We start from the raw sequence: 14,135 nt of genomic DNA, 5'->3' as shown, positions 1-14,135 counted from the left end.
GATTTGTTTATACCCGTTATTAGCTATTTTAGTTGCTATTCTCGGGGAGTTGATCAATAAAGTTTGTTGTGAGATTAGAACGAGCATATTTATTCGTGTTATTGTATAGATTTACAGGTGCCTTCGTTTTTCGGAGGTTTCACAGTCACCGAAGTGGTGGAACATCTTGATGATCACCTGGATTATTTCAGCTTGTTTGAAAACCTGCTCAAAGACGATGGTATTTTATCGATCATAACGCTTTTTCATCACAATGATGATGAAGTCTTTAAAAACCACAGCGCGGAGTATTGCAAAGCCGGGAAATGTTTAATTTCCCGGCTTTTGTCAGTTAAGATCAAGGATATTATTTTGGATGTTATCGGCTAATTTTTTCACATTATCCTCAATCTGGTCAATGACTGCCATAAATTCTTCATCGCTTTTTCCGGATGGATCTTCCAGGCCCCAGTCTTCAACATAACGGCCGGGCAGGTAGGGGCAGACCACGTTGCATCCCATTTTGATGACAATATCAATAGGCGGAAGATCAGTCAGCAGCTTAGAATGTTGGGTAGCTTCCATATCGATGTTGTACCGTTCTTTGATCAAACGGACGGCATCCTGATTGATTTGCGGTTTGGTCTCAGTTCCAGCTGAATAGCTTTCAAATACATTACTGGCAAAATTTTTTCCAATCGCTTCGGCCATCTGGCTCCGGCAGGAATTATGGACACAGACAAAGGCAACTTTGGGTTTGTTCATTATTTTCTCCTGTTTTTAAAATCTAAATAGAATCTTTGTAGGTATCAATCAAATCAATGACATTTTCCCGAATTTTGTAGCGCAAATGTCGGGCTTTTTCAAGCTTTTCTTCCTCGGTACCGGTAAAAGCAGCCGGATCTTCAAAGTTCCAGTCAAGCACATTCCTGGCCAGTGGAAAAACTGGACAACGCTGGCCATTTTCCAGATCACAAACCTTAATAATATAGGAATACAAACGCCCCTCTTTATAATAATCAAATACCGAATTGGTATCGTTTTGACTGAGATCATAACCGACTTCAGCCATGACTTTGACAATCAGAGGGTTGATGGTGCCTGGTTCCAGACCAGCGCTTTCAGCGATGAAGTAGTCTTTCCCCAAATCATTTAAAAAAGCTTCAGCCATCTGGCTTCTGGCTGAATTGTGAACACAAACAAAAAGAACTTTAATCATATTTCTGACTCCTCGTATAACAAAGATTTGGCTATAAGCATATCATAATCAAAAAATGCGAACGAGATAAGTTGTGTTAAATTTTATAATTTGATAAAAAATTCCGTATTATGCAAAACCCCCGACAGGTATGTTCGCAATACACACATGTCGGGGGTTTGCTGATTGCTCTTTCGTTAACAATTAATAATTACTGCAAAACATTTACATCCGTAATTGCTTAGTGACTTGCAATAATTTTATCAAGGGCTTTCTGGACGTGTTCAATTTCTTCGTCAATATCGTCCAGATTGGAATATTTTTCATTGTGCTTGATATCATAATCTGGGGTCATCACAATTTCATCGTAGAGTTCGTAGCCCATGTCTTCATAAGCCATCGAGGCACAGGTTGAGGGACAACCATTCAGCGAAATATATTTTTCATTGTCACCGGCCGCTTCAACCTCAGCAAGAATGTTCATACTGACATGAGGAAGGATGGAGATGTTTTCCTCATCAATGATTCCAAAATACTGGGCAACGGTTTTTGTCATCATACTGACATTGCAGTGCCCGGGACAGGGGTAAATCTTAAGTTTCATAATGGTTACCTGCTTTCATAAGTTCTATTAAAAATCAAGTGTCTCAAAATACTCTGCCACGGTTTGATCCATGGTGCTTAATAGTTTTGAGATGCCTTTTAGTTTCACGCGATAATGCATTTCAACACCGATTTTTTTGCTTTCCAATATTCCCGCTTCACGGAGAATTTTTAAATGCTGAGAGAGATTTGCCTGGCTGAAATCAAAAGAAAGGTTGAGATCACACACACAACGTGATTCTGTCAGGAGTGATTTTACTATTTGTAAACGAATGGGATGCCCCAGTGCTTTGAAAATTTTTACGGATACATCTTCAGAATTCATGAGTGACCTCTTTTCTATTTGGTGCTATAATTAAATACGAAAAAATCAGTTAAATCAATAACATTATAAGCAATTGCTTATAAAAAAGCAATCTTTATCTTTTGCTCTTGACACTCATAAACGAGAGGCGTATAATGAAGTTATCCATAAGCAAATAATTATATTATATAAGAGGTGAAAGATATGAGTCAAGAATTACCAGGTTTTATTATGTGTGTCTGTACCGGAAAATGTCCTGGGTTTCAGGCCATGGACATTTGGGATTTTATCAATCAGGTGCGGGTTGAGTTACCGGTTGAATACGCCTTTATTCATCCGCAGCTTTGCGAGGAAGATGGGGATCGTTTTTTAGCGGATTATTTAAAGTCACATCGCAAAGTAATCATTGGTGCCTGTGCCCCCAATATGCAGCGTAAGATGTTTAAAGAGGCCTTTAAAGAAGCGGGACTTAGTATTGAAGAAGATGCTGTGATGCTGGACATCCGCGATATGACCAATGAAAAAGCCTTTGAAGTGGTGGAAAAAAAATTGGAAGAAATGGGATACGAGGTATAGTCATGAGTGAATCAACTTTTATGGGTGTCGAGCGGGATCGGATTGATTGGTCTCCCCGAATTGATTTTACAAAATGCAACGATTGTATGGACTGTGTGGAATTTTGCCCTCATCAAGTTTTTGAAGTAGATGAAAACGCCAAACCAAAACTAAAAGTCAAAAACCCTAATAACTGTGTTGTTTTTTGCCGCGCCTGCAGTAAAACCTGTGGACCAGATGCGATTACATTTCCTGATAAACCAGAAACGACCAAGATGATTAAAGCCATTCGCAAGGCAGAAAAAGAGGCCGCAACCGATGAGTGAGTCTGTTTGTGTATTACCTTGTAATGGCTTGGATAAATGTGCCGGCGATCTGTCAAGGCGGGTAGCCTTGGAGCTGGCGCAGTCGGAAGAAGTCGAGCTTATCTGTCCGGTTTTATTAAATCAGAACAAAGGCCGCTACGAAAAAGCGCTGGCAGCCGGTGCTTTAACCGTCATTGATGGTTGCAACACCCGTTGCGCCAGTAAGCTGGCCGGGGATTTGGAGCTTGCTATCAAAGAAAAAGTTAATGTCAGCGAGGTTGCCAAGGCTCTGGATATCAAGCTAGGGATCGAAATCCGGGATGATCAGGACACCCAGGCTGTCGTTCAGGCAGTGCTGGAAAAAATCAACAGTTCCGCCGCACAACAGGGCGAATCGGAATTTATTGAACCGGAATCCGTGGAATATGATTCTTTTTCTCACGGCAAGTTTATTTTCAAGGTGCCCAAAAGCAATTATTTTTTCAACGAAAATGATTGTTGGGTGACGGTGTCAGGGAATATGGCCCGGGTAGGGGTCAGCGATTATGTGCAACAGAATTTATCCGATATTCTTTATGTAGATCCGCCGGAAATTGGCGATGAACTTGAACAGTTTGACGATTTAGGCAGCATCGAATCCAGCAAAGCGGTATTCGAAATTGTTTCACCGGTGTCTGGCACGGTGGTTGCTGTTAATACCGCTTTAAGTGATGCGCCGGAACAGGTCAACGAAAGTCCCTATGAAAAGGGCTGGCTGGTGGAAGTACGCCTCAGTGATTTTGAAGAAGATCAGGATCTGCTCCACGATTGCCCGGCCTATTTTGAATTTTTACAACGAAAGGTAGCAGAAATCGATGTCTAAGATTAAAGTAATACCCTGTAGTGGGATTGGAAAAGTATTTGGCCTATTGGCCCGGGAGTCGGTGCTGATGGTAACCGAGGAAAAATGCCCCAATGACACAGAAACGCTCTGTTTGGCTCATGTGGTCACTGGCGATGATGAAGTGGTGGAAAAGATTAAAGGCGAAACCTGCATTACTATGGATGGTTGTGCCAAATATTGCGCCAAAAAGAGTGTCGAAGAAACCGGTGGGATTGTTGTAAAAAGCCATAAGGTACCAGATTTTATGAAAGCCCATCGTGGCGAAGAACATGGCAGCGGAACCTATCTTACTGACGATGGCTGGAAATACGCCGAAGAACTGGCAGAAATCATGGTCGAAGATATCAAAGAGATAAAGGGCGGGGTGAACTAAGATGTTAGGAAACAGAATTGGCGTTATTTCATGTAGCGGCGAAGAGTGTCTGGGTGGGACAATTTCCCGGTTAGCGGTGCGAAAAATGATGGAAGAACTGAAACCCGGGATGGTATCAACCCTATGTCTGCCACTATTTATTGCCGGTGATGGCGGTGAACGGGAATTTGCCGAAAAATACCCCACCATAGCCGTAGATGGTTGTTCAAAATGTTGCGCTAAACGGGCCATCGAAAAATACAGTAACAAAGTAGCCGGCAGTGTCGATGTGGCCGAGATCATTGGCGAAGCTAAAGCCCTTGAAAAACCCTTGTCCACCCGGAATCTTACCGATGAGCATATGGAGTATGTGAAGCAAACAGCGGATAAAACCTGTGAAATCTTTGATGACATTTTAATAAAATCAGTTTAATAATAAAAAAAGCCAGATCGTCAATTGTGAGATCTGGCTTTTGTGTTACTGGTGGTTTATTTTTCTTGAACTGGAACTCTAGTCGGTTTCATAACCCATAAGCTGTAAATGTGCTTCCAGGCTTAAATAATTGGGGGCATATTCTTCTTCTTTCATGAGGGTACACTCATTTAGTCGACAGGTACCTAGAATCAATTTAGAAGCAAAGCCCATACAGGAACCCTGACCGCAAACCTTGCAGCCAACTTTCTTGGGCAGTAATTTATAAAGCTGAATCGCGCTGGGGCGTTCCCGGGTTTCTTCGTTGGGGACGATGGACTCTTTATTTTCCCAGGTCTCATTAATCAGATTATAGATATGATCGATCATTTCATAACACTGAGCTTCATTGGTTAGCTGTGTGCAGGTCAGATTTCGTTCATGGATATTGATAATATGACTGCCGATCTTGTAGGTGAAGGTATGTGCAGTTGGAATATAAAGTCCGGTTTTAATCACAGTATTGAGATACGGCATCACCTCAGGAACCGGGTTGCTGAGCTTAGCACGAAATTTAATCCGTCCACCACCGGTGGTACAGGGTTTGATGTAAATAAGACTGATGGTTGAGAGGTACATTAGTTATTCTCCTTTAAATAAGATTTTAATCCATTAACCAGGGCATCAATATGAGCTTGCTCATTAAAATAACCGATGCCGATGCGACAAGTTCCTCGGGTAACCGTGCCAATCAGACGATGAGCACTGGGTGCACAATGCAACCCGGAACGGATCATCACCTGGCACTCCTGATCCAGATAAAAAGCGATTTCTTCCGGGACGTGACCTTCAATATTAAATGGAATGACACCAACACTTTTGGAAGAATCCTGGGGGCCGTAAATTTCAATGCCGGGGACCTGACTTAATGCGTTTAGGGCATAGTCCATCAGGGTATCTTCTTTATGTCGGATTGTTTCCAGGCCTTCAGCTTCCAGAAATGCCAGAGCCGCGCCCAGACCGATAATTCCGCTGACATTCATGGTGCCAGCCTCCAGATGGTTGGGATAATAATCCGGTTGGTATTCATAGGCCGAATCACCCCCGGTACCGCCGGAGATAAGGGGATGGATTTCAGCATCGCAATTCACAATCAAGCCGCCGGTACCCATCGGACCTAACAGGCTTTTATGTCCGGTAAAGGCCAGCAAATCAATGTCTTGTGTCTGGACATCGATGGGAATAACCCCAGCAGTTTGGGCAGCGTCGACCAGAAAAAGAATGTTATTCTTCCGCGCTAAGGCACCGATTTCAGCAATCGGCTGGATAGTTCCCAGCACATTGGAGGCATGGGTGAAGACGATGATTTTTGTATCGGGTGTGATGGCTGCTTCCACATCCCGGATATCTGTTTCGCCCTGCGCTGTAGCTGGGACCATCGAAATATAAATCCCCATATCCCGTTCAAGGGTTTTCAGACATCGCCAAACGGCGTTATGCTCCAGGGAACTGGTCACCACATGATCACCAGGTTTTAAGATGCCCTGAAGCGCAAGATTTAAAGATTCGGTGACTGATGAAGTGAACACCACTGTCTTTGGATCATTATGGTTAAAGAGTTTCGCCAGGCTTTTTCTGGTCTGATAGACAAGACCATCTGCTAAAATGGCTTTTTCGTAGGAGCCACGGCCGGAAGTCCCACCATTATTGACAATATAATCGTAAATTGCTTCGGGTACTGCCAGCGGTTTAGGAAAGGTGGTTGCAGCGTTATCTAAATAAATATCCATTTAGTCTCCTTCTATAATCAAATAATAATATGCTTAGTTGTACCTTTTATCATAGACGCTAATAGTAAATTCGTCAATAAAATTAACAGGTAGAATTTGGGTTGATTAAAATTGAATCATCGCGGTTTGAGTCAAAAATAAGGCAAAAAATTAACAGTTGACATGCTCATATGAAAGATGTATCATATGAAGATTGAGTTATGCGAAAGAAGTGACGATAAAGAAATGCCTTATCAGGGGGAAGCAAATGAAAAATAAACCAATAATTGGGGTGCTGCCTCAATATAATGCAATCGAAAAAAAGATATATATTGCCCCACCGTATATGAATGGTATCCTTGAAGGAGGCGGTTTACCGGTGCTGCTGCCTTTTGTAAAAAACAAGAAAGATATCAAGACACTGGTAAGAGCATTCGATGGTTTTCTTTTTACCGGAGGCCAGGATATCAATCCTAGTTTATATGGTCAACCTTTGTGTAATTGTTCAGATGAAATTTCCCCCAGACGCGATGAACTGGAATTAAATCTTTTCAAAGCGCTTATAAACGAAAACAAACCGGTTTTAGGAATTTGCCGGGGAATGCAATTGATTAATGTGGCATTAGGGGGAACTTTAAAACAGGACATTTTAGGTGTCAAAGAAATAGGAATGACGCTTCAGCATTTTCAAAAGACACCCTATGATATTCCCGTGCATGAAATAAACATTGAAAAGAATTCGTTACTCCATCAAATTTTAGAAAAAGACAAAATATTAGTAAACAGTGTCCATCATCAAGGAATCGGAAATTTGGCGAATGGACTTTTGTCCGTTGCGACCAGCGTGGATGATCTGATTGAGGCGGTAGAGATAGAAGATATGAATTTCGGAATAGCAGTTCAATGGCATCCTGAACAGCTATTGAAAACTGATAATAATGCCCGCAAATTATTTGCCGCCTTTGTCAATGCGACAGAAAGGAATCGCAAAATAAAAGAGACTTGATTGGTAATGGGGACAATAAAAAATAAATAACATTATACAAGGAGAAACAATGAAAATTACGATTATTGGTGCTGGCCCGGGCGGCTATGAAGCCGCAATTATGGCAGCTAAATTAGGAGCAGAAGTGACGGTTGTTGAGAAAAAGGAGGTTGGCGGAACCTGCCTTAATATCGGTTGTATTCCGACCAAGGCGTTGCTGGCTTCGGCAGATGTTTTGACAACCTCATTGGAAGCTGAAAAGTTTGGCGTTTTCAATGATCATACGACCGTCGATCTAAAGCAAATTATTGAACGAAAAGATAAGCTGGTAGCTGGTTTAGTTAAAGGAATCGAATTTCTTTTCGAATCAAACGGTGTTAATCTGGTTCACGGGATTGGCAAGTTGATCGATTCAAAAACGGTAGAAGTGAAGCGTAATGATGGCGGGGTTGAAATACTGGTGAGTGATAAAATATTATTGGCGACCGGTTCAGTCCCTATCTGTCCGGAAATGTTTCATTATGATGGCGAGAAAGTAATTACTAGTACCGAGGTATTGGCTTTAAAAACGCCACCAAAATCGATGATTGTTGTTGGCGGTGGCGTCATCGGGTGCGAACTGGGGCAGTTTTTCAGTCATCTGGGAACAAAAATAACGATTGTGGAAATGGCCGATCAAATTTTGAGTTTCGAGGACGAGAGTGTTTCAAAACAACTATTACGACAATTTAAACGGGAAAAAATAAAAATATTGACTGCCAATGGTGTTACTGACGTGAAGGTTGAGGAATCCGGAGTAGTAGTAACATTAGAAAATGGCGCAATTTTAGAAGCAGAAATGATGCTACTTTCCATTGGGCGATCCAGTTATTCTAAAGGATTAAATCTCGAAGAATTAGGAATTAAAGTTGATCCCAAGGGACAGATCGAAGTCGACGAGACACTAGAAACCAGTGTAAAAGGGATTTATGCCGTAGGGGATCTTATTAATACACCTTATTTAGCCCATGTCGCATCTAAGGAAGGCATTATTGCCGCAGAAAATATGTTGGGAAAAAATAGATCCGGCGTTCATAAAGCGATTCCCAGATGTGTGTATACGGATCCCCAGGTTGCGGCGGTCGGGTTAACCGAAAAAGAAGCAGAAAAAAGGGGAATCAATTATAAAACGGGCAGTTTTGATTTTCGATCCCTGGGAAAAGCCCAAATCATCGGGAAAATTCAGGGACAGGTTAAAATTATTGTGGATGAACAAGATGTCATTATCGGCGCTTCGATTATTGGGCCTGAGGCGACCGATCTTTTGGCAGAGTTAACCATGGCAGTACATCTTGGTTTAACGGCAGAAGTGCTTGGTGATGTGATCCACCCTCATCCTACTCTGTCCGAAGCCATTATGGAAGCTCTGCATGATGTGCATGGAAAATCAATTAATAAGGTTACGATGCGATTTTAAAGTATTATCTTAAATTAAGAAAAGTGCTTGACAAAGACGTATGAATGAGATATCATATGAATACAAAGACATATGAACGCATCGTCATATAAGAAAGAAGGATTACTATGTACAAAAATTTTACACCCGATAATGTTAATTTAACAAAGTATTTGTTTTATACTGGCAAAGGCGGCGTAGGTAAAACCTCCACCGCCTGTGCAACGGCTGTAAGTCTTGCCGATAAGGGAAAGAAAGTATTCCTCATCAGCACTGACCCTGCTTCAAATTTACAGGATGTATTTGAAACAGAATTAACCGGACAAGGAGTGCCCATTAAAAACGTTCCTAATTTAATGGTAGCAAACCTGGATCCCATTGAGGCCGCCGCAGAATATAAAGAATCCGTGGTCGGCCCTTATCGAGGAAAATTACCGGACGTGGCCATTGCCAGTATGGAAGAACAACTGGCGGGATCTTGTACCGTTGAGATTGCCGCATTTAACGAATTTTCACGATTTATCACCGATGAAAAAATGAGTAAAGAGTATGATTATATCATCTTTGACACCGCCCCCACCGGCCACACCCTGAGAATGCTGCAATTGCCGTCAGCCTGGGACAGCTTTATTGATGACAGTACCCACGGGGCTTCCTGTTTGGGGCAGTTATCTGGGTTAACCGAACAAAAGAAAATGTATGAAAAAGCCGTGCAAACACTATCTGATGGCGATAAGACAACTTTGATTCTTGTTTCTCGACCGGAACCATCCCCATTGGCAGAAGCGGCCAGAGCATCTAAGGAATTAAAAGAAATTGGCGTTGAAAATCAAATTCTGATAATTAATGGAGCTCTGGAGAACTTTGATAAAACAGATGAAATTGCGACTGCCTTTTATGGCAAACAGAAAGATGCTGTTAACAAAATACCTAACAGCTTAAAGACGCTGGATATTTATACACTGCCACTACGAGCCTACAACGTTGCCGGTGTAGAGAACATTCGCCGCTTATTTACCGAAGATGATGTGATTGCAGTGGAAAAAGTTAAGGAAATCAGCAACTTGCCAGGCCTGGATAAACTTGTTAAAGATATGTATGATACAAATAAAAAAGTTATCTTTACCATGGGTAAAGGCGGCGTAGGTAAAACAACTATTGCAGCCGCTATAGCCTTGGGACTTTCAAAAATGGGGAAGAAGGTTTACCTGACCACCACCGATCCAGCCGGTCATATGAGTGCATCAACCATGGGTGGTGAAAATATCACCATCAGTAATATTGATGAAGATGAAGAATTGCAAAAATATCGGGATGAGGTCATTGGAAAAGCAAAAGCAGCTAATATGAGTCAAGATGACATTGATTATATTATTGAAGATCTGGAATCTCCTTGTACCCAGGAAATTGCGGTATTTAGAGCCTTTGCCGAACAGGTTGAAAAAGCCGAAGATGGGGTGGTTGTGATCGATACCGCACCAACCGGTCATACCTTACTGCTGCTTAACTCAACTGAGAGCTACCATAAAGAAATGGAACGATCCAATGCGGATATTCCCGATTCAGTTGTCAATCTCTTACCGCGTCTGCAAAATCAGGCTGAAACTGAAGTTGTCATTGTAGCATTGCCAGAAGCAACACCGGTCTTTGAAGCACTGCGGTTAGAAGCAGACTTAAAACGTGCGGGCATTATGAATAAATGGTGGGTAATGAATGCCAGTTTATTGGCTACCGATACCAAAGATCCGTTCTTGCGAGCAAGAGCAAATAACGAAGAAAAATGGATTAAACGAATCGCTGAAGATACTAAAGGAAACTATGTGGTTATTCCCTGGAAGAAATAAGCGAGTTTCAATTATCAGACGTCGAAGTCAAGGTTAGTTATCAAAAAATTAAAATAGATTAGAGGAGAAATAAAATGATTATTACAGATGAAGCAAAAGTGTTATTAGAAGAAATGTTGAAAGAAAATGGTCAAGATTCACTTCAGGCCTCCCTGCAGCAAGGCTGTTGTGGAAGCTCTCTTTATTTTACATTTACCAATAAAAAAGCAGATGATCAACCGGTAGTGGTGAATGGAATTAATGTGTTAATGGAAGGTGAAGCAGTCATTAAAACGAACACAGTTACTTTAAAAACAGATGACGAAGGCAAGTTGGTTGTTGAGGACTCAGCTCAGTCATCGGGTTGTTGTTAATTAAAAAAATTGAGTGTTGATGAGCTGATTTTATTAAAAAAGATCGTCTGTAAGAAGGAGAAACAAATGAATAAAGTAGAAATATATGATCCAGCCATGTGCTGCTCAACTGGTGTATGTGGTCCAGGTGTTGATCCGGAATTGCTGAGAGTTTCAGCGATGTTAAACGTATTGGAAGGTGAAGGCAAAAAAATCTTTAGACATGGCTTGTCTGAAGATCCAATGGCCTTTGTAGCGAGCAAAACAGTCAATGATTTAATTCTTAATGAAGGGATTGAAGTGTTACCAGTCACCCTTGTGGATGGTGAAGTGAAAAAGAAAAAAGGATATCCGTCTAACACGGAATTGGCTACCTGGGCAGGACTATCTGAAGACGAATTGTTGAAGCTGGTCGCTAAGGCTCAAGAGGCAATGATAATCAATAATAATTAATGCAGTTAATCTGCATTAGAAAATCCCTGGAAATAAAAAAATGGCAGAGATTAAATGAAAAGGACAAAATACAAATAAAGCAAGGGTTGTTTGGAGGTTGTCAACAGGCATCTTAACCAGCAACCCTTAGCTTTGATTTGTGTGATAAAATAGTGTAAAATGGTGATTGTAAAAATAATTATAGAAACAAGTGGGGGATACAATGACTGTTGTTGAAATACTTAAGGTCTTATCGGATACTAATCGTTTAAGGATTTTAAATCTGCTGTATGTGCAGGAGTTATGTGTTTGTGAGCTGGAGTATTTATTGGGTATTTCTCAATCCAATTTATCAAAGCATCTCAGATTAATGAACGATGCTGGATTTTTAGAAAGTCGTCGGCAGAATAAATTTGCTTATTACAAAATAAAAGAGTCCGTTTTTTCCGACCATCCCTTTTTAATTACTGTTTTTGAAATGGAATTGAATAAAGAAGAGTTTTTAATGGATGAATTAAATAAATTAAGAAATTATCAGAAGAGTGAATTAACCTGTCATAGTATAACAGCGTTGATCGTGTAAAAAAATGAAGTGGCGTTGCTTATCGTGATCAGAAAAACCGGATGTATTCGGAGGTGGGTGTTGTGCCAGCGAAAGAAGTGGTTAGTAAAAAAGAGAGGTATAATGTGGAACTTAAACGGCTATATATTGAACTTACAAACCGATGTAATCTGAATTGCGAAATGTGTTTTCGGCATACCTGGGATACCATTGAGGGTGACATGGATTTGGAATTACTGAAGTCCATCCGTGAACAGGTAAAAGAGTTTCCGTCACTTGAAGAAGTATTTTTTGGCGGGATTGGCGAACCAACCGTGTACCCGTATTTTAAAGAAGCTGTTGAGTTATTTGAAGGTTATAAACTTTTAATGACCAGTAACGGGATTATGACGGAAGAAAATGCGAAGTTGATCTGTGAAAAATTTACAGAGGTTTATTTTTCAGCTGATCAGTATCATGAAGACACCCAGGGTGTGAAGGATCAACTGATCAAGACCTTTGAAACGATATCAAAGTATCATAAACAAACCCATTCATCCACTCCAAAGATCGGCGTGGCCTATGTGATGACAAAAAGTAATAAAGAAGCCTTGTTTGATATCATGGATATGATGCGGCACTATGGTTTTCATCGGCTGTCTCTATCTCATCTGCAACCGATTAACGAAAAAGATGCCGATGATATTTTTTACAACCGCTATGAAAATGCTGAAGGTAAGGCTTATTTAGAAAAAATATTTACCTATCGGGACATCAAAATAAATATTCCGGATATGGAATTGAAAACCGAACGACGCTGTCCCTTTATTGATAAGGGTTATATTTATATTGACACCAGGGGCGAAGTCATGTCCTGCTATCGGCTGGCAAATAGTTATGATGAGTATGTCTTTGGGGATAAGAAAAGAGTGATCAAACATTCGTTTGGTAATGTAAAAGAAAAATCCCTGAAAGAGATTATTGAAGGAAAAGAATACCAAAATTTTTGGAACACTGTTTATAACAACCAGTATCCATCCTGTATTGACTGTGATCTCCGCAGCGGTTGCAGCCTGGTGGAAGACACTAAATATGATTGTTACTTCAATACCCCATCTTGCGCTGACTGCTTATGGGTTCGGAATTTTGTCCGCTGTCCATAGAAAATTTAATATTCTGAGAAATAAAATAATGTACTGTGGAATCGAGAAGGGTACTGAAAGGTAGTGCTTTTTTCGATTTCTAGTTGACATTAGAAAATATATAATCTATTATTTAATTAAGTATTTAATTAAATAATGATATGGAGGTCTTGGATGAATGAATTAATAATTATGGTAATAGGCCTATCGCTACTGTCGGTTATTTCGGGAATGCTAGGTTTGGGGGTTGCTTTCGCGGCGATCCCATTCTTAGGGTTGTTTTTACCTGATCTTGTTAATCAGGTTCAACCGCTGAGTTTATTGTTAAACGGTGTGACGGCAATGTTTGCTGTTATTGGGTTTGCTAAAAGCGGTTATGTTGATTGGAAAAAAGCGATTTATCTGACCATCGTCGCTACTCTGGCTGCACCAGTTGGCGCTTGGCTTGTCCTCTATGTTCCGCAGATTTATGTCTGGGTTTTGTATTTTGGGGCGGTCTTTTTTCTTGCTTATCGATTATTTAAACCCGTTAAGCATACTGAAGGACAGGAAGAAAATTTTAAATTGGCTTTAATTCTCGCAATTCCAATTTCAGTTTTAGCTGGTTTTCTTGGAGTAGGACCAGGATTTATTTTAATGCCAACCTTAATCCTTGTCGGGTTTGAACCCAAAAAAGCAGCGGGGATAACCGCCTTTGCAGTTATTGCCCCGTCGTTTTCTTCATTACTTCCCCATCTGGCTACGGCACAATGGGATTTAACGTTGCTGATACCATTGTTGATCGTCGGAGCCATTGGTTCATTTGCCGGGGCTAGAATTACCAGCCTGTTTATGCCCAGTGGTCGGATGAAACAAATGTTTGCCGTGATGATATTAATTGTAACCTTTTATAAGATTTTCACTTTAATGGCCTGATTCAGCAGAGGAAAGATGCTCAATGAAAGAAAATTTAAACAATAATGCAAAATTAGGGGACTTTGATAAATCTTAACAAGTAAATAAAGGGAATCACAGGCTATTGTTGTGGTAAAGAAAGAAAAATGCCTTCCAGAAATGGCAGGCAT

The 14,135-nt window shown here is 40.7% G+C and carries 19 protein-coding genes; 13 read left to right on the top strand and 6 right to left on the bottom strand.

Translation table 11 applies throughout. The features are described from left to right. Positions 1-327: 327 nt before the first annotated feature. From ACEW8F_RS05290 to ACEW8F_RS05275, 4 genes are all read right to left on the bottom strand, one after another. Complete coding sequence (locus ACEW8F_RS05290) at positions 328-744, bottom strand: arsenate reductase ArsC (RefSeq protein WP_373482430.1); 417 nt, start codon at positions 742-744, stop codon at positions 328-330. A 22-nt stretch (positions 745-766) separates the two neighbouring features. After that, entirely contained in the window at positions 767-1,198 is a 432-nt protein-coding gene (locus tag ACEW8F_RS05285; protein ID WP_373482429.1) for an arsenate reductase ArsC, read from the bottom strand. Between the two features lie 220 nt (positions 1,199-1,418). Beyond that, complete coding sequence (locus tag ACEW8F_RS05280) at positions 1,419-1,781, bottom strand: putative zinc-binding protein (protein ID WP_373482428.1); 363 nt, start codon at positions 1,779-1,781, stop codon at positions 1,419-1,421. Positions 1,782-1,808: 27 nt separating this feature from the next. Beyond that, positions 1,809-2,105: an ArsR/SmtB family transcription factor gene (locus ACEW8F_RS05275; RefSeq protein ID WP_373482427.1), complete on the bottom strand. Its 297-nt coding sequence runs from the start codon at positions 2,103-2,105 to the stop codon at positions 1,809-1,811. Between the two features lie 183 nt (positions 2,106-2,288). Between ACEW8F_RS05275 and ACEW8F_RS05270 the strand changes: the two genes are divergently transcribed. Genes ACEW8F_RS05270 through ACEW8F_RS05250 form a run of 5 tightly spaced genes read left to right on the top strand, consistent with a single transcriptional unit; the run spans position 2,289 to position 4,612 of the window. Further along, the gene (locus ACEW8F_RS05270) at positions 2,289-2,660 is read left to right on the top strand and encodes a hypothetical protein (RefSeq protein ID WP_373482426.1); all 372 of its coding nucleotides are present in this window, start codon (positions 2,289-2,291) and stop codon (positions 2,658-2,660) included. 2 nt (positions 2,661-2,662) lie between these two features. Next, positions 2,663-2,965: a ferredoxin family protein gene (locus ACEW8F_RS05265; protein WP_026394308.1), complete on the top strand. Its 303-nt coding sequence runs from the start codon at positions 2,663-2,665 to the stop codon at positions 2,963-2,965. Beyond that, positions 2,958-3,806, top strand: coding sequence for a glycine cleavage system protein GcvH (gcvH, locus tag ACEW8F_RS05260; RefSeq protein ID WP_373482425.1), 849 nt, complete (start codon positions 2,958-2,960; stop codon positions 3,804-3,806). Before ACEW8F_RS05265 ends, gcvH begins: the two co-directional genes overlap by 8 nt. Further along, a complete protein-coding gene (locus ACEW8F_RS05255; RefSeq protein WP_373482424.1) occupies positions 3,799-4,200 on the top strand; it encodes a putative zinc-binding protein in 402 nt (133 codons plus the stop codon). The genes gcvH and ACEW8F_RS05255 overlap by 8 nt, the downstream gene beginning before the upstream one ends. A 1-nt stretch (position 4,201) precedes the next feature. Continuing rightward, positions 4,202-4,612, top strand: a complete 411-nt coding sequence (locus ACEW8F_RS05250; RefSeq protein ID WP_373482423.1) for a putative zinc-binding protein — start codon at positions 4,202-4,204, stop codon at positions 4,610-4,612. Positions 4,613-4,690: 78 nt separating this feature from the next. On the opposite strand, the gene ACEW8F_RS05245 is transcribed toward ACEW8F_RS05250, so the two are convergent. Together ACEW8F_RS05245 and ACEW8F_RS05240 are read right to left on the bottom strand one after the other, a co-directional pair. Next, complete coding sequence (locus ACEW8F_RS05245) at positions 4,691-5,230, bottom strand: (Fe-S)-binding protein (RefSeq protein WP_373482422.1); 540 nt, start codon at positions 5,228-5,230, stop codon at positions 4,691-4,693. After that, positions 5,230-6,381: an aminotransferase class V-fold PLP-dependent enzyme gene (locus tag ACEW8F_RS05240; RefSeq protein ID WP_373482421.1), complete on the bottom strand. Its 1,152-nt coding sequence runs from the start codon at positions 6,379-6,381 to the stop codon at positions 5,230-5,232. The genes ACEW8F_RS05245 and ACEW8F_RS05240 overlap by 1 nt, the downstream gene beginning before the upstream one ends. Positions 6,382-6,628: 247 nt before the next feature. On the opposite strand from ACEW8F_RS05240, the gene ACEW8F_RS05235 reads away from it, so the two are divergent. From ACEW8F_RS05235 to ACEW8F_RS05200, 8 genes are all read left to right on the top strand, one after another. Continuing rightward, positions 6,629-7,366 (top strand): gamma-glutamyl-gamma-aminobutyrate hydrolase family protein, encoded by a 738-nt coding sequence (locus ACEW8F_RS05235; RefSeq protein WP_373482420.1) that lies wholly within the window; start codon positions 6,629-6,631, stop codon positions 7,364-7,366. A gap of 49 nt (positions 7,367-7,415) precedes the next feature. Further along, positions 7,416-8,801, top strand: a complete 1,386-nt coding sequence (gene lpdA / locus ACEW8F_RS05230) for a dihydrolipoyl dehydrogenase (protein ID WP_373482419.1) — start codon at positions 7,416-7,418, stop codon at positions 8,799-8,801. Positions 8,802-8,908: 107 nt separating this feature from the next. Next, positions 8,909-10,624: an arsenical pump-driving ATPase gene (arsA, locus tag ACEW8F_RS05225; protein WP_373482418.1), complete on the top strand. Its 1,716-nt coding sequence runs from the start codon at positions 8,909-8,911 to the stop codon at positions 10,622-10,624. 74 nt (positions 10,625-10,698) lie between these two features. Then, a complete protein-coding gene (locus ACEW8F_RS05220; protein ID WP_373482417.1) occupies positions 10,699-10,977 on the top strand; it encodes a hypothetical protein in 279 nt (92 codons plus the stop codon). 66 nt (positions 10,978-11,043) lie between these two features. Beyond that, positions 11,044-11,409, top strand: a complete 366-nt coding sequence (gene arsD / locus ACEW8F_RS05215; RefSeq protein ID WP_373482416.1) for an arsenite efflux transporter metallochaperone ArsD — start codon at positions 11,044-11,046, stop codon at positions 11,407-11,409. A 202-nt stretch (positions 11,410-11,611) separates the two neighbouring features. Continuing rightward, the gene (locus ACEW8F_RS05210; protein ID WP_373482415.1) at positions 11,612-11,971 is read left to right on the top strand and encodes an ArsR/SmtB family transcription factor; all 360 of its coding nucleotides are present in this window, start codon (positions 11,612-11,614) and stop codon (positions 11,969-11,971) included. A gap of 62 nt (positions 11,972-12,033) precedes the next feature. After that, positions 12,034-13,092 carry a radical SAM protein gene (locus tag ACEW8F_RS05205; protein WP_373482414.1) on the top strand — a complete coding sequence of 353 codons (1,059 nt, stop codon included), beginning with the start codon at positions 12,034-12,036 and terminating at the stop codon, positions 13,090-13,092. Between the two features lie 153 nt (positions 13,093-13,245). Then, positions 13,246-13,986 (top strand): sulfite exporter TauE/SafE family protein, encoded by a 741-nt coding sequence (locus ACEW8F_RS05200; protein ID WP_373482413.1) that lies wholly within the window; start codon positions 13,246-13,248, stop codon positions 13,984-13,986. Positions 13,987-14,135 lie beyond the last annotated feature (149 nt).

This window comes from Acetobacterium sp. (assembly GCF_041752335.1).
Lineage (GTDB): Bacteria > Bacillota > Clostridia > Eubacteriales > Eubacteriaceae > Acetobacterium.
The sequence above is the reverse complement of the archived record's forward strand: the minus strand, read 5'-3'. Positions and strand labels throughout refer to the sequence as shown.

Bases quoted from the DNA above. Each gene is read 5' to 3' on its own strand.
- ACEW8F_RS05280 (WP_373482428.1), bottom strand. From the start codon at position 1,781: ATGAAACTTAAGATTTACCCCTGTCCCGGGCACTGCAATGTCAGTATG.
- ACEW8F_RS05255 (WP_373482424.1), top strand. From the start codon at position 3,799: ATGTCTAAGATTAAAGTAATACCCTGTAGTGGGATTGGAAAAGTATTT.
- ACEW8F_RS05245 (WP_373482422.1), bottom strand. From the start codon at position 5,230: ATGTACCTCTCAACCATCAGTCTTATTTACATCAAACCCTGTACCACC.
- ACEW8F_RS05270 (WP_373482426.1), top strand. From the start codon at position 2,289: ATGAGTCAAGAATTACCAGGTTTTATTATGTGTGTCTGTACCGGAAAA.
- arsA (WP_373482418.1), top strand. From the start codon at position 8,909: ATGTACAAAAATTTTACACCCGATAATGTTAATTTAACAAAGTATTTG.
- ACEW8F_RS05220 (WP_373482417.1), top strand. From the start codon at position 10,699: ATGATTATTACAGATGAAGCAAAAGTGTTATTAGAAGAAATGTTGAAA.
- ACEW8F_RS05235 (WP_373482420.1), top strand. From the start codon at position 6,629: ATGAAAAATAAACCAATAATTGGGGTGCTGCCTCAATATAATGCAATC.
- ACEW8F_RS05275 (WP_373482427.1), bottom strand. From the start codon at position 2,105: ATGAATTCTGAAGATGTATCCGTAAAAATTTTCAAAGCACTGGGGCAT.
- lpdA (WP_373482419.1), top strand. From the start codon at position 7,416: ATGAAAATTACGATTATTGGTGCTGGCCCGGGCGGCTATGAAGCCGCA.
- arsD (WP_373482416.1), top strand. From the start codon at position 11,044: ATGAATAAAGTAGAAATATATGATCCAGCCATGTGCTGCTCAACTGGT.
- ACEW8F_RS05290 (WP_373482430.1), bottom strand. From the start codon at position 744: ATGAACAAACCCAAAGTTGCCTTTGTCTGTGTCCATAATTCCTGCCGG.
- gcvH (WP_373482425.1), top strand. From the start codon at position 2,958: ATGAGTGAGTCTGTTTGTGTATTACCTTGTAATGGCTTGGATAAATGT.
- ACEW8F_RS05285 (WP_373482429.1), bottom strand. From the start codon at position 1,198: ATGATTAAAGTTCTTTTTGTTTGTGTTCACAATTCAGCCAGAAGCCAG.
- ACEW8F_RS05210 (WP_373482415.1), top strand. From the start codon at position 11,612: ATGACTGTTGTTGAAATACTTAAGGTCTTATCGGATACTAATCGTTTA.
- ACEW8F_RS05250 (WP_373482423.1), top strand. From the start codon at position 4,202: ATGTTAGGAAACAGAATTGGCGTTATTTCATGTAGCGGCGAAGAGTGT.
- ACEW8F_RS05240 (WP_373482421.1), bottom strand. From the start codon at position 6,381: ATGGATATTTATTTAGATAACGCTGCAACCACCTTTCCTAAACCGCTG.
- ACEW8F_RS05265 (WP_026394308.1), top strand. From the start codon at position 2,663: ATGAGTGAATCAACTTTTATGGGTGTCGAGCGGGATCGGATTGATTGG.
- ACEW8F_RS05200 (WP_373482413.1), top strand. From the start codon at position 13,246: ATGAATGAATTAATAATTATGGTAATAGGCCTATCGCTACTGTCGGTT.